13 protein-coding genes are annotated in these 18083 nt (G+C 36.4%); 6 read left to right on the top strand and 7 right to left on the bottom strand.

Annotated elements, in window-relative coordinates:
* Positions 1-68 precede the first annotated feature (68 nt).
* From G3A47_RS06565 to G3A47_RS06585, 5 genes are all read right to left on the bottom strand, one after another.
* Positions 69-4715 (bottom strand): PorP/SprF family type IX secretion system membrane protein, encoded by a 4647-nt coding sequence (locus tag G3A47_RS06565; RefSeq protein WP_166921385.1) that lies wholly within the window; start codon positions 4713-4715, stop codon positions 69-71.
* 1 nt (position 4716) lies between these two features.
* Positions 4717-6186 carry a gliding motility protein SprC gene (gene sprC / locus G3A47_RS06570; protein ID WP_166921386.1) on the bottom strand — a complete coding sequence of 490 codons (1470 nt, stop codon included), beginning with the start codon at positions 6184-6186 and terminating at the stop codon, positions 4717-4719.
* Positions 6183-6602, bottom strand: coding sequence for a hypothetical protein (locus tag G3A47_RS06575; protein WP_243860394.1), 420 nt, complete (start codon positions 6600-6602; stop codon positions 6183-6185). Before G3A47_RS06575 ends, sprC begins: the two co-directional genes overlap by 4 nt.
* A gap of 100 nt (positions 6603-6702) precedes the next feature.
* Positions 6703-7995: a hypothetical protein gene (locus G3A47_RS06580; protein WP_166921387.1), complete on the bottom strand. Its 1293-nt coding sequence runs from the start codon at positions 7993-7995 to the stop codon at positions 6703-6705.
* A 374-nt stretch (positions 7996-8369) separates the two neighbouring features.
* Positions 8370-8822 carry a hypothetical protein gene (locus G3A47_RS06585; RefSeq protein WP_166921388.1) on the bottom strand — a complete coding sequence of 151 codons (453 nt, stop codon included), beginning with the start codon at positions 8820-8822 and terminating at the stop codon, positions 8370-8372.
* 434 nt (positions 8823-9256) lie between these two features.
* On the opposite strand from G3A47_RS06585, the gene G3A47_RS06590 reads away from it, so the two are divergent.
* The 4 genes from G3A47_RS06590 to recA all read left to right on the top strand — a co-directional run bounded on the left by G3A47_RS06590 (position 9257) and on the right by recA (position 12600).
* A complete protein-coding gene (locus G3A47_RS06590; protein ID WP_166921389.1) occupies positions 9257-10405 on the top strand; it encodes a DNA polymerase III subunit in 1149 nt (382 codons plus the stop codon).
* 7 nt (positions 10406-10412) lie between these two features.
* Positions 10413-10796, top strand: a complete 384-nt coding sequence (locus tag G3A47_RS06595; RefSeq protein WP_166921390.1) for a DoxX family protein — start codon at positions 10413-10415, stop codon at positions 10794-10796.
* A gap of 143 nt (positions 10797-10939) precedes the next feature.
* Positions 10940-11449, top strand: a complete 510-nt coding sequence (locus G3A47_RS06600; RefSeq protein WP_166921391.1) for an acyl-CoA thioesterase — start codon at positions 10940-10942, stop codon at positions 11447-11449.
* A gap of 143 nt (positions 11450-11592) precedes the next feature.
* Positions 11593-12600: a recombinase RecA gene (gene recA, locus G3A47_RS06605; protein WP_166921392.1), complete on the top strand. Its 1008-nt coding sequence runs from the start codon at positions 11593-11595 to the stop codon at positions 12598-12600.
* A gap of 372 nt (positions 12601-12972) precedes the next feature.
* Here recA and G3A47_RS06610 read toward each other — a convergent pair whose 3' ends face one another.
* Entirely contained in the window at positions 12973-13719 is a 747-nt protein-coding gene (locus tag G3A47_RS06610; RefSeq protein WP_166921393.1) for a lysophospholipid acyltransferase family protein, read from the bottom strand.
* A 262-nt stretch (positions 13720-13981) separates the two neighbouring features.
* On the opposite strand from G3A47_RS06610, the gene trpS reads away from it, so the two are divergent.
* Positions 13982-14959, top strand: coding sequence for a tryptophan--tRNA ligase (trpS, locus tag G3A47_RS06615; RefSeq protein WP_166921394.1), 978 nt, complete (start codon positions 13982-13984; stop codon positions 14957-14959).
* 50 nt (positions 14960-15009) lie between these two features.
* On the opposite strand, the gene dprA is transcribed toward trpS, so the two are convergent.
* Positions 15010-16110 carry a DNA-processing protein DprA gene (gene dprA, locus G3A47_RS06620; protein ID WP_166921395.1) on the bottom strand — a complete coding sequence of 367 codons (1101 nt, stop codon included), beginning with the start codon at positions 16108-16110 and terminating at the stop codon, positions 15010-15012.
* 238 nt (positions 16111-16348) lie between these two features.
* Here dprA and G3A47_RS06625 point away from each other — a divergent pair, with 238 nt between their 5' ends.
* Positions 16349-17323: an HU domain-containing protein gene (locus tag G3A47_RS06625; RefSeq protein WP_166921396.1), complete on the top strand. Its 975-nt coding sequence runs from the start codon at positions 16349-16351 to the stop codon at positions 17321-17323.
* Positions 17324-18083 lie beyond the last annotated feature (760 nt).

The raw sequence follows: 18083 nt of genomic DNA on the forward strand, positions 1-18083 counted from the left end.
TAGTATTCTAAAATTTTATTATTTATGTCCTTCTCCCTTTTTAAGAAAGACCCAACTTTTAATTGATATTAATTCTCCACTTTTGCGATCACCATTTTGCCATTATATGGTTTGTTTCCTTTAGATTCCAAAGCTTTTTGAGCCTCCGGTAATCCATCGAATTTATCGTAATAAATGTAATATTTACTTGTCGTCACATTGTAAAAGAAATTAATATTTGAAACTCCCGAAGCAACTGCTTTTGCAAGGAATTCATCCCTCTTTTCAGCACTTCTGTGAACTGCAACAATTAGATAATACCCGTTTTCAGAATTTTTAATATTCTTAATAATCTGCATGTTTGACTGATCTTCTCCAAAATCAAAATCACTTGCGGTTAATGGTGTACTACTTATTTTTGTTGTTTCTTTTATACGTTTAAGAGCTGCCAGATCCTGTTCATATCTTCCTTGATCATTCTCATATGCTGCACGCTTAATTCTACGTTTTTTCTCAATCTCAGTTTCTGCTTTAATACGCTCTAAATTGGCAAGTAAAGCGGCACTATCCTGTTCCATTTTAAGTTGAGCTGCTTTCAACTGATTTATTTTCTCCAAATAAGCTTTGTTTAAAGCATCATTTTTATTTGGCACTTTTTTAAGCCTTTCGTTATACAAATTAGTCAGTTTAGCAATCTCGTCTTTTTGTATTCTGTTTGCATCAGCCAATTGTGTTTTTAAAGCTTCTAACTGACTGTTTTCGGCGGCAACACTTTTAAACGGTTTTGGCTCTTTATAAATTCCTTTGTCACTTAAGTCATTCTCTTCTCTTAAGTCATCAAGGTCTTTTTGTTTGTTTGCTACCGTTGCATTAAACTGTGCCAATAAATCACTCTGCGTTTTACCTGACACGTCCAGAGACTGTGTTAAATTATCAATCGCTTTTGCTGTATCATCTTTTGGTGCTGAAGCAGCTTTTGCAGCAGCTGCATCTGCAGCTAATTTTGCTTGTAATGCTTCTGCATCGGCTTTAGCTTTGGCATCTGCCAATAATTTAGCCTCACGTGCTTCTTCAGCCAGTTTTAATTGTCTTGTTTCTTCTTCAGCTTTCAATTTTTCATTTGCTTCTGCATCGGCTTTAGCTCTTGCATCTGCTAATAACTTAGCTTGCGCTGCTTCCATATCTGCTTTTGCTTTAGCATCTGCAGCCAATTTTGCTTGTAAGGCTTCTGCATCAGCTTTGGCTTTGGCGTCGGCTGCTAACTTAGCTTGTAAGGCTTCTGCATCAGCTTTAGCTTTGGCATCGGCTGCTAATTTCGCTTGTAAGGCTTCTGCATCAGCTTTGGCTTTGGCGTCGGCTGCTAATTTCGCTTGTAAAGCTTCTGCGTCAGCTTTAGCTTTGGCGTCGGCTGCTAATTTCGCTTGTAAGGCTTCTGCATCAGCTTTAGCTTTGACATCGGCTGCTAATTTCGCTTGTAAGGCTTCTGCGTCAGCTTTGGCTTTGGCGTCAGCTGCTAACTTAGCTTGTAAGGCTTCTGCATCAGCTTTAGCTTTGGCATCGGCTGCTAATTTCGCTTGTAAGGCTTCTGCGTCAGCTTTGGCTTTAGCTTCTGCTGCTAGTCTGGCCTGAAGGGCATCAGAATCAGCTTTGGCTTTGGCATCGGCTGCTGATTTCGCTTGTAGTGCTTCGGCATCGGCTTTGGCTTTAGCTTCTGCTGCTAACTTAGCTTGTAGTGCTTCTGCATCAGCTTTGGCTTTGGCCTCTGCTGCTAATTTCGCTTGACGCTCTTCTTCTGCTAATTGCAATTTTTTAGCTTCTGCATCAGCTTGTGCTTTAGCAGTAGCTTCTGCATCAGCTTTAACTTTAGCATCTGCCAATAACTTAGCTTGTAAGGCTTCCATATCGGCTTTGGCTTTGGCGTCGGCTGCTAACTTAGCTTGTAGTGCTTCGGCATCAGCTTTCGCTTTAGCTTCTGCTGCTAACTTAGTTTGTAGTGCTTCCGCATCGGCTTTGGCTTTAGCTTCTGCTGCTAACTTAGCTTGTAGTGCTTCCGCATCAGCTTTGGCTTTAGCTTCTGCTGCTAACTTAGCTTGTAGCGCTTCGGCATCAGCTTTGGCTTTAGCTTCTGCTGCTAACTTAACTTGTAGCGCTTCGGCATCAGCTTTCGCTTTAGCTTCTGCTGCTAACTTAGCTTGTAGTGCTTCCGCATCGGCTTTGGCTTTAGCTTCTGCTGCTAACTTAGCTTGTAGTGCTTCGGCATCGGCTTTGGCTTTAGCTTCCGCTGCTAACTTAGCTTGTAGTGCTTCAGCATCAGCTTTGGCTTTAGCTTCTGCTGCTAATTTAGCTTGTAGTGCTTCCGCATCAGCTTTGGCTTTAGCTTCCGCTGCTAGCTTAGCTTGTAGTGCTTCGGCATCAGCTTTCGCTTTAGCTTCTGCTGCTAACTTAGCTTGTAGTGCTTCGGCATCGGCTTTGGCTTTGGCATCTGCTGCTAACTTAGCTTGTAGTGCTTCAGCATCAGCTTTCGCTTTGGCATCTGCTGCTAACTTAGCTTGTAGTGCTTCCGCATCGGCTTTCGCTTTAGCTTCTGCTGCTAGCTTAGCCTGTAGTGCTTCGGCATCAGCTTTCGCTTTAGCATCTGCTGCTAATTTTACTTTCAACGCTTCTGCATCAGCTTTAGCTTTTGCATCAGCAGCTAACTTAGCTTGTAAGGCTTCGGCATCAGCTTTAATTTTAGCCTCTGCTGCCAATTTTGCTTCTAGTGCTTCCGCATCGGCTTTAGCCTTAGCATCAGCAGCTAATTTTATTTTCAACGCTTCTGCATCGGCTTTGGCTTTGGCATCTGCTGCAAGTCTTGCTTGTCTCGCTTCTGCATCGGCTTTAATTTTTGCTTCTGCTGCTAATTTTTCTTTTAAAGCTGCCTCTTCTGCTGCTTTTGCTTTGGCATCAGCTGCCAGTTTTGCTTTGTTTGCAGCATCTATACTAGCCTTTGTTTTTGCAGCTGCTGCAGCTTTCGCTTTGGCTTCTGCTGCTAGTCTGGCCTGAAGGGCATCAGAATCTGCTTTTGCTTTAGCATCAGCCGCTAAGATGGACTGTAAATCTGCTGCTTCTGCTTTCGCTTTAGCATCGGCTTTACGTTTAGCTTCCGCTGCGTCTGCTTTAGCTTTAGCATCGGCTGCTAATTTAATTCTTAAAGCTTCTGCATCTGCTTTTGCTTTAGTATCTGCTGCTAATCTTGCTTTCGCAGCAGCTTCGGCATCGGCTTTAGCCTTATCTGCAGCTAATTGTGCGGCTGTTTTTTGAGGTACAGCTGGTGTAGTCGTTTTTGCTTTCGCTGCTCCTTCCGCATCGGCTTTGGCTTTGGCAGCAGCTAATCTTGCTTTTGCAACAGCTTCGGCATCGGCTCTCGATTTATCTGCCGCTAATTGTGCGGCTGTTTTTTGAGGTGCAGCCGGCTTAGCTGTAGTTCTGGCCACAGCTGTTTTTGCTCTTGCAGCAGCTTCTGCATCAGCTTTCGCTTTAGCATCTGCCGCTAATCTTATTTTTAAGGCCTCAGCATCGGCTTTGGCTTTAGTATCTGCTGCTAATCTCGCTTTTGCAGCAGCTTCTGCATCTGCACGAACTTTTTCGGCTGCAGCAAGTCTTGCTTGTTGTGCCTCTGCATCTGCTTTAGCCTTAGCCTCAGCAGCTAACTTTGCTTTTTCAGCACCGCTCACTCTTGTTACCGGAGCTGTAGAAGCTGTAGTCTTTTTAGCTATTACCGGTTTAGATTTTGAAGGATCAATTAAAGAGCCTTCTTCATCATCACCATAATAATAGTTTCTGTTCTTAAATTTATAGGCAATAGCAAATTCATGGGAACCTCCTAAATTAGAAAGATTACCCATTCCTCTTTCATAATTGTATTCAATAGCAATGCTCGGTGAAATATTAACACCAAGACCCGCTGAAACTCCATATAACGAATTATAACCCGCCTGTGCCCAAACTCCTTTTGGAATGGCAACCATAGCAAGTCCCGAAATAACCGTTTTATCTTGTTTAACTTCTGTTTTTATAAGTCCCGAAAATTTACTTCTGTCAAAAAAACCATAAGCATCTATATAACCCGTATACATAGCATGTAATTCGATCGCTCTTTCTGGATCTTCTTTTACCACTCCTGAACCAAAATTGTACAGAATTAAATTATTTACAGACACTCCAAAATCAAGAAATGCAGTACCGTAATTAATACCCGGATTTATCGTAAGCAGCGTATTTGAAGGATAATCTCCGTTTAAAACATCCGGATCATCCGAAACAATCTTTCCTTTGTTTAAACCGCTTTGATATACGCCGGCGTTTAAACCAAAAGTCAGGTTACTGTCTTCTTGCAAAACGATATTGTGCGCAAAGTTTCCAACTCCGCCAAATACCGTCATTAAGCCATAATTTTGTTGAAAAAGTCCAAAAGCAAAAGCTTCATTCTCTCTAAAACGTCCCGAATAACCAAACAAATAGGTATTCGGCGCGTTCTCGAACTGAGTCCATTGTCTTTTATTATAAAAACTTATGTAAGCATTTTGCTCACGTACAAAACTAAATGCCGGGTTGATTAAGTATCTGTTAAACTTTAAAGAATTTCTTATCGGTAACGAAAACGAAACAACTCCATTCTCAGGAGCAGCTGCATCTTGTGAATAGAGTCTATTTGAAAAACCGTAAAATAACGTTATGAATAGTAAAATTTTCTTCATATTATTTTATCACAGTTATTGATCCTTTTTTCTCACCGGTGTCTGATTTAATGACGTAGTAATATACAGGATTAACATTTTTAAAATCTTTTATAAACGAATTGAGTTCAGGATCGTAATTACTTCCGACATCATCAAACATCACTTCTCCGTTTGAACTCAAAATTGTAATTTTTGTATTGGGCGTTTTGTATATATCCGGAATATTCCAGTAAGGAGAATTCCCCCCTAGTTTCACAATATTCGAAATAAGTTCCGTTTTTGGATCTAAATCAGAAGTAATTCTAAATGCAAATTCTTTAGAAGAGATACAGCCCGAAGATTGAGAGATCTTTGCTCTGTAATTACCTCTTACCGCTATCTGATAGGTATCTGTGGTTGCACCAGCGATAAGATTATTGTTTAGGTACCATTCGTAAGTTGGATTCGTAGCATCTGAGGTTATAGAAACTTTTAATGTTTCACCTTCTTTCAGTTTATAGACATCAGCAACATCAATACTTGCGTCAAAACTATTGCTTTTTAAATTGATACTTCCGTTAGCCACACAACCACCAAAATCTACTGCAACAGAATAAACTCCGCTTTCGTTTGCATTAATAAAACGAGCTGTCTGTCCTGCCAGTACTTTACCATCTTTACTCCATACATAACTGTTTCCGGAGGTAGCAGTCAAAACTGTACCTGCTCCGCTGGCGCAAAATGGATTTCCTAAACTTGAGGTTACTGTCACTGCAGAACCCGAACCTGATGAAGAAACCGTTACACGATTGGAGTACGATTCAGAGCTACAAGTTCCGTAATTCGTTTCTACATAATAAACCCCCTCTGCAGTCACACTGTAACTAGGACCAGTTGCCGCTGCAACTAAAGTTGGAGGCACAGAAACACCATTATCTTTATACCAGTTATAGGTTAAAAAATTATACTTCAATGGAGAATCATTTGCCGGATCTGCTCGATCAGCATCAATCGTTAATAAATAACTTCCTCCGGAACAAAAAGTAGCTGTTCCTTTAAAATCATTTATCGTATACTGATTGTCATGCGCTTTAAAATAAATTGGAAAAGCCGTTTTATGATCAAATGAAGTAAATTTACCGCTTGAAAAACCGGCAGTTGAAACTCGAAGACTATAAGTATCAGATCCCTTAAGAGTAGAAGGAACCGCAAATTTTATTGTTTTCTGATTAGGCGCATCATTCAGTATAGGCAAAATTGTATTTGCAGGAATTACGGTTACAAAATTATCGGTAGATAATTCCACCGTAAACTCTGTCCCTGCCGGAAATCCACTATACGTAAAAGTTGCATTGTATTCATTGTGTACCGTACCTGCACAAATCCTATCAAAAGACAGGATTTGTGGGTTTACAACTTTCGTTTGGGCATACAAGCCCGATTTGGCATAGAACAACATGCCAAATAAAAGAAAGAATTTGGTAATAATCAGAGTAGTTTTTTGAATCATATAGTGCGTGTTCTGGCTAAATCTATATCTTCAAAAAACAAAATGTTTATAAATGATTCTGAAAAGTCATATCTGTAATTCTCAATAATATCTTTTGCAAGAACCGAATAAGTAGCAGCTATTGATGAATTTTCTTCGCATTTAGAAGTAATCAGATTGTTCTGACCAGTTGTAGTAAGGCTATCCTTGGGGATGGATAGCCCTTCTATAAACTGATTAGAATCAGTATCTAATTGGCTGATACGTCGCTCAGCTATATCTATGTTTTGGTCAAGCATTGACGCTGTCTTTTTACATTTATTCAGTACGGAAAAAGTAGGTTCTTCTATAGTACTTTGTGCATATAGACTTAACGTCATAGGCAAAGCCAAAAATATTATACAAGTAAAATATTTTTTTATTGTTGGGGTCATCATTATGATCTTTATTTGAGTCCGATTTAAGACGAATACATAAATTGTGTCTGGGGACTTAATTAATAAAATTTACGCTCTGAAATAAAAATCTATGTCTTATCTATCTGTTTCCGCTAGAAGCTGTAATCTTTCCTAATTGTAGTCTAAAATCAGGTTTCTTTGGGTTAAAGATGTCAATAAATGTCTCTTTGTTATCACTTTGTGAATACACGTTAAAAAACACGCTATTTCCATACCAGCTTTCTAAATCTTCATTGTTAGAATTGTATTCTGTAAAGATATTTCCGTTACAAAGGTTAAAATACATTTCTTCAAATCTGATTTTTTTAAGATTGGCATCATTAATCTCTGTTTTACTGTCTAATAATACAGCAGGATTAAATCCGGAGATAACGCTACGTTTCATTTCAAGTGATGCAGTTTCTGCCACATAAATAGCTTCTTTTACTAAACCAGACTGGATATCCGCTTTAATATTTTCACTATCGTTAAGCATTGTAATGTTTGAAGCAACAACTAAAGTAGGTTTTTTAGTAAAATCTGTTTCGCTTTTCTTGTCGTAAGTTCTTACTTCCATACAACGAGATCCGTCTTTAGTACTAGACAAATAAGAAGATCTGATTGCTAATGAATTGTATAAACGACATTGAACTCCTTGTGTGAATTTAAAATCATCATTAATTGATTTATAAGAAACCAATTTAGTAGCGTTTATATCTCCACCATAGAAAGCAAATGAATTACCTCCTGAGTAGCTAACCATTACATTTTCAATTATCGTTTTATTTCCGGCACCAGCAACAGTTAATCCATTGAAAGAATCTAATCCTTTTACTTTTTTACCGGCAAATTCGATTCTAACAAATCTTAAAATTCCTGAATTACTAGCCACATTATCACCACCGTAAGTAGTAAGAGTTGGATCAAGATCAAGGTTGTAAGAACCGGCGTTTCCAAACTTATTAATTGGAGAATCACCAAGAATTACAAGTCCTCCCCAATCACCAGCTTTTTTCTGGCTACGGTTTGAAGTAAATACAATAGGATCTGTTTCTAAACCGTCTGCGATAATTGATGCTCCTTTTGTAACTACCAATGTTCCTTTAGTTTCGAAATCACCAATGATTAACGTACCAGGTTCAATTGTCAAAACTGCATTGTTAGTAACATAAACGTTTCCTTGCAAAACATAGATATTCCTCTTCATCAATTTTGTATTAACAGAGATATTTCCTGCTAAAATTTGATTTGGTTCTCCATAGTCAACTTTGTTAGGCTTAAATTCGGTCCAGTTATTCAACCAATTGTTGTAGCCCATAATTCCTTTCTCTTGTTGAGCACTCATACTGGTTACTGTCAAAAGGATGCAGATGATTTGAGTAATTTTTTTCATGATAAGGGGGTATTACGTTAATAATAAATTTGGGTATGCGTATGCGTAAATATGATAAAAACTCATCTCGAATTATCTGATTGTGGTCAGGATTCTTCGAGAACGAGTTGTTATTTATACTTCTACTTTGAAAATTTTATGAAAACTTCAATTACTAAAAGTTTTACATTGTTTTATCTCTGGCTCAGATAAAGACTAAAAGTAAACTGTTTTACAGTACTAAAACTCCTCATTTCTCTTTGCAAAGAGACTTAAAAAATTAATATTTGCCTTATACAAACTTACAACCGAGTTGTTTTAATTTATAATAGCCAGAATATCAGCAATTTAACAAGTAAAGACTTTAAATTAAAGATTTCAGAAATTTTAAAATACTACATTTCGTTCAATTCATTGAACTCATGTAAAGATTTTAATGTGCTTTCGTAAAATAAAATAGCTGCAATTAGATTTCCTTTGTCAGAATACGGCATCATTTTTCTTTGGAATTCAACTGTAGTGTCCAAAAATGTAGCTGTTCCAGTTGCCTGAGAATCCAACACTTTTTTGTGCTCACTATCGTCCGGAATACCTAAGTCTGCCATCGTAACACCTGGCTTAGTCACCAATGCAATGTAAGGGAGAGTTTTAACTAATACTTTAATACGCTCGATATACAGTTCCAAAAGTTCACCTTTTTGCATACCACTCAATTCTTTTTGATCGTGATACTTACGAATAAGCGCTGTTGTACTGATTATACTTCTAGGAGCATTCTTAGCCTGGGCAGAAACTGCTCCAGTTGTCATTAAACAAAATAAACTTAAAAAAATAATTTTCCCTTTCATAGATTCTTATTAAAATTGGTTGTTGATGAAAACAAAAATATATAAATTATGTTAAATCGCAACTTTAATGTTTTCTTTTTTGAAAATTAAAGCTTCGAATTCCATCCGTAAACTGCTGTATGTCGAGAAAATATGCCTTTTGCCGAGTTTTTTGTTAATTTTGTTAAAATATAAATTTGTAGGAATTTGATTATCTATTTAAATTCTTTACGCATTATTGTAAGTAAAAAAAAGATACCTTTTCAATAATCTTCGAAAAACTATTAACAAAAAACTCTTAATATCTCATCAAATCACCCCAGTGCTAACAAAAGATGAGCAAAAAAATGTAAACATTTTAACAAAACACTACCCACTTAAATAAAAAACAGAAACATCATTAATCTTTAATTCCGAAAATTTTTGACTATATCATTTTCTGCTATCTTTGCTACATGCAATTTTCTCAAATTTTAGGTCAAGATTACATCAAAAGTCACTTGATAAAAAGTGCATCTTCCGGAAGAATTCCGCACGCACAATTGTTTGTCGGGCCGGAAGGAAGTGGTACTTTATCAACTGCTATTGCCTATGCGCAATACATTTTATGTAACAATACCGGTGATGAAAACTCAAATGGAAATGATTCCTGTAATCTAAAATTCCAAAACATTTCACATCCCGATCTCCATTTTATTTATCCCACAGTCACCACCGAAGATGTAAAAACGAAACCCAAAAGTTTAGATTTTATTCAGGATTGGCGTTCCTTTATACAAGAAATGCCTTACGGAGGTTTATTCGACTGGTATAAAATTTTGGGTGTTCAAAACAAACAGGGTGAAATAAGAGTCGAAGACGCACAGGAAGTTTTAAAATCACTAGCCTTAAAGTCGTACGAAGGCGGTTACAAAATTATGATTATCTGGATGGCCGATAAAATGAATATCGCTGCCTCAAATAAACTGTTAAAACTTTTAGAGGAGCCTTCCGACAGAACCATTTTTATATTGATTTCTGAAAATGAAGAGGATATAATTCAAACCATACGGTCTCGTTGTCAGGTTATTCATTTTAACGGATTGCCTGAAAAAGTGATTGCCGAAGCGCTCGTTTCTCAAGAAAATGTCGATTCTAATTTAGCTTTTAAAATTGCACATCAGGCGCAGGGAAATTTTAACAAGGCGCTTTCTTTACTCAAAGAAGATGACTCGGAATATCCTTTTGAACAGTGGTTTGTCAATTGGGTTCGTGCTGCCTTCAGAGCCAAAGGTAATGCCGCTGCCATTCAGGACTTAATTTCCTGGAGCGAAGAAATAGCCGCCCTTGGACGAGAAAGTCAGAAGAAATTTATTCAATATTGCATTGAAATGTTCCGTCAGGCTCTTTTACTGAATTATCAGACTCCAAGTCTGGTTTATATCGAGCCAAAAGTGGATAAATTCAAACTCGAAAATTTTGCTCCATTTGTAAACGGAAACAACATACATGACATTTTCAAAGAACTTTCGGATGCGATGTATCATATTGAACGTAATGGAAATGCAAAAATAATTTTAACAGATTTATCTATAAAACTCACACGTTTAATTCATAAAAAATAACTTGCTAATGAACAATACTGCCACAATTTTACTGTTGGTTTTTTTGGCCTTAACCTTTTTGCAATCCGGCTACGAAAAAATTTTCTACTGGAAAGATAATGTCTCCTGGTTAAAGGAACATTTTTCTAAAACAATCTTAAAAAATCAAGTTCCACTCGCCTTACTTCACCTTTTGATTTTAGAATTAATTTCGGGAATTTTATGTGTCGTTGGTGTCATACAATTGTTAACAGACAGCGGCCGTGAATTTGGTTTATACGGTGCTATTTTTTCTTGTATTTCCTTGTTAATGATGCTTTTCGGTCAACGATTAGCGAAAGATTATGATGGAGCAAGAACCATTGTTATCTATTTTATTCCAGCTGTTATGGCGGTTTACTGGTTAAATTAATCCGACTTGTTCTATTTTACATAATGTCTGAGAACAGGCAAAAAACAAACCACAGACTTTATTATTTCCGGAAATTAAAAGCGGAAAAAAATTGAAAAAACGTGGTAAAAACATGACAAAAAATAATTTTTTACATTAAAAAAATGAAATCAAAACATCCTGCAGAATCTCTGACTATTTTAACCGATTTAGTTTTGCCAAGCGAAACAAATCCCTTGAATAACCTTTTTGGTGGTGAACTTTTAGCCCGAATGGATCGCGCAGCAAGTATTGCAGCACGAAGACATTCACGCCGAATTGTCGTTACGGCTTCTGTAAATCACGTTGCTTTCAACAGAGCAATTTCTTTAGGCAGTGTTGTTACTGTTGAAGCAAAAGTATCCCGTTCGTTCAAAAGTTCAATGGAAGTTTTTATAGACGTTTGGGTTGAAGATCGCGAATCAGGAAACAGAACAAAAGCTAATGAAGCCATTTATACCTTTGTTGCTGTAGACGATACCGGAAGACCGGTAGAAGTTCCGGCTATCGAACCTGAAACCGAACTTGAAAAACAACGTTACGATGCTGCTTTACGCCGTAAACAGTTGAGTTTATTGCTTGCCGGAAAAATAAAACCCGAGGAAGCAACCGAACTAAAAGCCTTGTTTTTATAGCAATAAAAACAACATTGTAACTTCGAAAAAAAGAAGTATTTTTACAAAATTACAAGCCCATACAAATCTAAATCAGAACGTTATTTGCGTTTCTGATTGGCTTTGAAAAGGAAAAAATTATAACAATTTAGACGAAAGAAAAGATGAGTTCAGACAAAGATGCCAAATTAAAAGCGCTACAACTTACGCTTGACAAACTTGATAAAACATACGGAAAAGGAACCGTAATGAAAATGGGCGACAAAGCCATTGTAGAGGTAGAAACCATTTCTTCGGGCTCTCTTGGTGTTGATTTAGCTCTTGGGGTAAATGGTTACCCAAAAGGAAGAATTATTGAAATATACGGACCAGAATCGTCTGGTAAGACCACATTAACCTTACACGCTATTGCTGAAGCTCAAAAAGCTGGTGGAATTGCTGCTTTTATCGATGCTGAGCATGCTTTCGACAGAAATTATGCTGAAAAACTGGGTGTAGACATCGAAAATTTAATTATTTCTCAACCGGACAATGGAGAGCAAGCTTTAGAAATTGCAGAAAACCTGATTCGTTCGGGAGCAATTGATATTGTGGTAATTGACTCGGTTGCAGCCTTGACTCCAAAAAGTGAAATTGAAGGAGAAATGGGAGATTCTAAAATGGGTCTTCACGCTCGTTTAATGTCGCAGGCATTAAGAAAATTAACAGGTACGATCAGCAAAACAAACTGTACTGTTTTCTTCATCAACCAGTTGAGAGAGAAAATTGGTGTGATGTTTGGAAATCCGGAAACAACAACGGGTGGTAACGCCTTAAAATTCTACGCTTCTGTGCGTATTGACATTCGTCGTTCGTCACAAATTAAAGACGGAGAGAACGTAATCGGAAACAGAACCAAAGTAAAAATCATTAAAAACAAAGTAGCTCCACCTTTTAAAACTGCCGAATTTGACATAATGTATGGCGAAGGGGTTTCAAAAACCGGAGAAATTTTAGATTTAGCCGTTGAATTTGAGATCGTTAAAAAAGCAGGATCATGGTTCAGCTATGGCGACACAAAATTAGGTCAGGGACGTGATGCTGTAAAATCTTTAATTAAAGATAATCCGGAATTGGCTGATGAATTAGAGGCTAAAATTAAAGCATACATAAAAGATTTAGCTAACGCTTAATTATAATATACTCTTTTTATCCGGACCCGACAGATTCAAAAACCCTGTCGGGTTTATTTTTTAAAAAAAATCGAAAAAAAATAAATTCTTTACGCAACCCTTTTCCTTTTTTATCATCTATATAAATGTAATGTTGTCTCTTGATAAGTCAAAAGACTAATTTTCAAGCATTAGTACTCTAAAAACCTGGATAAAAAGTGCGAAGTAAAAATCGTAAAGTAATCGAAAAGGTTGTAAAAAAGTAATGCTTTTCAGTTTGGATAAAAATATTTTAGATAAGATTTTGAATATAAAAGGGGTTTTAAATTCAAAAGAAAACCCGGCAGGTCTCATACTCCATGCCGGGTTTAATATTTTAATGCTTTTTTACTTTTATTCTCCTTTCTTAAATTCCAGTAATTGATTGTAAATCAAATTTCTTACCTGATCTCTAAGCTCTTTTCTGTTTTCACCAGTAAGTCCTTTTGTTTCTATAAACGGTAATATTTTACCTCTCATTCTACCAGGACTTCCGCTCAAAAAAGTGTACGAAAATCGCTCCTTATTATCAGCAAAAACAATCGGAACAATTGGAATCTGATGGTCTATCGCCAATCTGAATGCACCATCTTTAAACTCATCAAGCAAAATCGATTCGTCATCCGGCACCCCGCCTTCAGGAAAAATGCAGATACTTAATCCTTGATTTAGACGATTTTGAGCTCGTTTGAAAACATCATTTTTACTCTTCGATGAATTTCTGTCGACCAAAATGCAGGTTCTTTTGTAGAAGAAACCAAACAACGGGATCTTTACAAGCTCTTTTTTACCAACAAAAACAAACGGATTTTTAATAATTGCCAGCATTAACATAATGTCTGTCATTGAAGTATGATTGGCAACAATCATATAACTTTTACCTTTTATAAGCTTTTCTTCCCGTTTAATTTTATAATAAAATCCCATTCCATAAAGGATGAATTTCGCCCATATTCGGGCCATTTTAAAAAAATACGGATAACCCTTTTCGGTTATAATAGAAGCCAGTAAAAATGGCAACATAATCAATATTGGAATGGCCATTAAGATATAAAACCAAATGCGCCAAAAGACCCAAAAAACAATTTTTATTACTTTCATGGTTTCAAAAGTAATAAATCGAAGAGGATTTATTATAAAAGAATTTATTTTCGCAAAAACTTTGTAGCCGTTGTAAAAAACTTTGCGAACTTTGCGTTTTAAACAATTAGTAAACTTTACGATCTTTAGGGTCAAAACAAATAATGAACATTGCGAGCTTTGCGGTTAAAAAATCCTGTGAACTTTGCGGTCAAAAACAACAATAAATCTTGCGAATTTTGCGCTTAAACAAAGTAATCTTCGCGATTAAGAAAAAACGAGAATGACAAAAATACTTACCGGTGTTCAGAGTACAGGAACACCACATTTAGGCAACTTACTGGGAGCAATTATTCCTGCAATTGAATTATCTAACAATCCGGCAAACGAATCTTTCTTTTTTATTGCTGATTTGCATTCAATTACACAAATAAAAGATGGTAAAACATTAAGAGAAAACACCTACAGTACCGCAGCCGCTTGGTTGGCCTGTGGTTTAAATCCCGACAAAGTTACTTTTTACAGACAGTCTGATGTAACTCAAACAACTGAACTGACTTGGTATTTAAGCTGTTTTTTTCCTTTCCAACGTCTGACATTGGCACATTCTTTCAAAGATAAGGCGGGTCGTTTAGACGATGTAAACGCTGGACTTTTTACTTACCCGATGTTAATGGCTGCCGATATTTTATTGTACGACGCACAGTTTGTTCCTGTAGGAAAAGATCAGTCACAACATATTGAAATTACTCGTGATGTAGCTTCTCGTTTTAATCACCAAATGGGAGAGACCTTTGTACTTCCTGAAGCTATCATTCGAGAAGACAGTATGTTGATTCCCGGAACTAATGGAGGAAAAATGAGTAAATCTGCCAATAATATAATCAACATATTCGTCGATGACAAAACTTTACGCAAACAGGTAATGAGTATCGAAACAGATAGTACACCTCTAGAGGACCCGAAAAATCCAGATACTTGTAATGCTTTTGCCATCTATTCCTTGCTGGCAAACGAAAACCAACTTGCCGAAATGAGAGCCAATTATTTAGGCGGAAATTACGGTTACGGTCATGCCAAACAAGCTTTATTTGAATTAATCACAGAAAAATTCAAGACAGAAAGAGAAAAATACAGTTACTATATCAACAATCTTAACGAAGTGGAAGCATTGCTGAAAAAAGGAGCCGACAAAGCAGCGGTAATCGCCAATGAAGTTCTACACCGCACTAGAGTAAAACTAGGCTTTGAAGCCTTATAATTAACCTTTTTTTAATCGGACAGATTTTTATAACCTGTCCGGTTTGTATTTTAAATCGCTTCAAACAATTTTCCCGGCAGTGGTCTAATTACCCCCTTAAGTTCCATATTTAAAAGGATTCCTGAGATTTTATAAATTGGCAAATCACAACGAAGTGCAATAATATCAAGCATTTCTTTACCATTTTTCAACAGAAAATCATATACATTTTGTTCATCGTCTTCTAAATCCACAAACAACTGTTTCTGAACAGATTTTGTTTGATTTTCGATATCCCAATTTAGCATATAAACCAAATCGGCAGCACTTGTAAGCATGTTTGCCTTTTGAGTTTTAATTAGATCGTTACAGCCTTTGCTATAAACATCTGTAGTACGACCCGGAACAGCAAAAACATCACGGTTATAATCATTTGCGAAATTGGCTGTAATAAGCGAACCACCACGATCTGCAGATTCTATAACAATAGTTGCTTCTGAGATTCCGGCTACAATGCGATTTCTGCGTACAAAATTCTCCCTATCAGGACTTGATGAACTCCAGAATTCGGTAATAAAACCACCGTTTTCTTCCATCCTTGCCATATACTTTTTATGAGATTTAGGATACACTTGATTTAATCCGTGGGCTAAAACTCCAACGGTCTGCAATTCATAATCCATAGCCAGCTGATGTGCCACAATATCAACTCCATAGGCCAAGCCACTCACGATTACAGGATCCAGCGGTGCTAAATCTTCTATAAGAGCTCTACAGAATTCTGTACCGTATGAGGTGATCTTTCGCGTTCCGACAATACTGATTATCTTTTTGTCTTTTAAATCAATATTACCCGCAGAAAAAATCAATACCGGAGAATCAAAACAATGTTTCAATCGATCCGGATACTTTTCTTCCTGAAAAAAAGAAACTTTGACAGCGTTTGCTTTTATAAATTCTAATTCAGCATTCGCCTTGTCAAAAATAGTCTTATCGTTCCTATTTTTCAATAAAACTGGGCCAATACCATCAATGGCGGCAAGCTGGTTGGCTTTTGTTTTAAAAAATGACTCTGCACTACCGCAGTGCAGCAACACCTTTTTAGCTATAATATCTCCCACTCCCTCTACTTTGAGTAAGGCCAACAAGTAAAATAATTCCTGATCTGACATTTCAATAAAATATTATGTAAAATAGACTTAACTAAAAATCGAATTCGAAGCAGCAAATATCTATAAAATAAAGTAATTTCTTAATAAAAAATAGAATTAATCAACTTTATGCTTGTATCGAAACGGATCAAAAACATTTAATGATCTGAAAACGAATTGTATATAAAATAAACCTAATTGTTAATAACAATTGTGAATAAAATTTTGATAACTATATTCATTACTTAACTTTGTTACTATGAAAATCGAAACTTACATATCGCAGTTATTGTATCGTTATCAGTGTGTAACGGTTCCAGGATTTGGAGCATTTCTAACCGAAACTCATTCCGCAAGACTTAATGAAAGCACCAATTCGTTTTCTCCACCAAAGAAAACAATCGCATTCAATAGTCTTTTAAAAAACAATGACGGATTACTGGCCAATCATATTGCTCAGACAGAAAATACTTCTTACGGTTTTGCTGTAAGCGCTATAACACATGAGGTTTTAAATTGGAAAAAGATACTAGATGAACATGGCGTACTGAATTTTAAAAATATTGGTGACATTCGTCTAAACGCTGACCAAAATATGGTGTTTACTCCTAATGATCAGACCAATTATCTTTCCACTTCTTTTGGGTTAAGTCCCTTTGTTTCTCCGATAGTTAAAAGAGAACTGTTCGAGAAAAAACTCGAAAAAATTGAAGAAAGAGAAACTGTCACTTTATACGACAATGATGACCAGATAAGAACTTCAAGACCTTACTTGAGATATGCTGCTATTTTTGTTTTAGGTTTAGGAATTACCGGAAGTATCGGATATCCTTTGTACCAGAATCAAATTGCAAATGAGACTCTTATTGTTGAAACTGCCGTTCAGAAAAAAGTACAAAACAAGATTCAGGAAGCGACCTTTTTTATACAAAGCCCAATGCCGGCTGTTACACTTTCTGTAGATTCTGCTAAAACCGAAAAAGAAGAAGTAGAAATAAAAACAATGCCGTACCATATCATGGCAGGTGCTTTCAGAAGCGAGCAAAATGCCAGAAAAGCCTATAATCAATTGGTCAAAGATGGTTATAAAGCCAGAATGCTTGGTGAAAACAAACATGGTTTATTTCCAGTTTTATACGGAAGTTATGCTACTATGAGCGAAGCACAAAAAGCACAAAATGAAATTAAAAAAGGAGAAAATCCGGATGCCTGGATTTTAGTCGAAGCTTTATAATTTTTCAATTGCCACTTACTTAACTAAGTCCTCTTTTCTACAAATGAAAAGGGGATTTTTTTTATACAATCACAAGTTTTTACAAAATTTACCGAACCTACAGCGTTTCACGTGGAAACGTTCTTTGAACTTAATTCCATTTTAACAATATTATGCTAAAATGAAATACCTCATTTTAAACAATTCTTTTTTGAGTTTTAGTACTAGTGCCTCGTTTTTCTATAAAAACAAGCTAAAAAGCCTAAAAAGCACTTAATTTGGTTTAATTACTATACCGGAACCAATTCAAATCCTATCAAAAAAAAGAATCCCTGCTTTACATCTACCAATAACGCCGAAGGCGCCGATTTTTTTTGAAAAATCACACTAAACTGGGAAACGAACTTTTTTCCAAGTCATAGAACTAAGAAAAACTTTAAACTTCAAGCATTTACAGTTAACAATTCAAAACGATCAACCAAAGTCAAAATCTAAACTGCCAAACCCCAAAAAAGGCAAAAAATTAAATTCTAATTCGATGACCTGCTACAACTTTTACACTTCCATTTAAATAAAAATTTCAACCTGAGCGAAATCGAAGGCAACGTAAGAAACTTTAGAACTTTGTCCCCTACTTCCTTAGCCAATCACAAATTCACAATTTATCACTGCCCTAATCCTGCCAAACAAAACAATTTCAAAAAAAATATGATTCCCTAAATTCACGCAATTTTAATCAATCCTGACACATAGAAACATTTTGCGAAAAACAACGCAAGTT

The sequence above is a fragment of the Flavobacterium poyangense genome (genome assembly GCF_011751075.1).
GTDB lineage: Bacteria > Bacteroidota > Bacteroidia > Flavobacteriales > Flavobacteriaceae > Flavobacterium > Flavobacterium poyangense.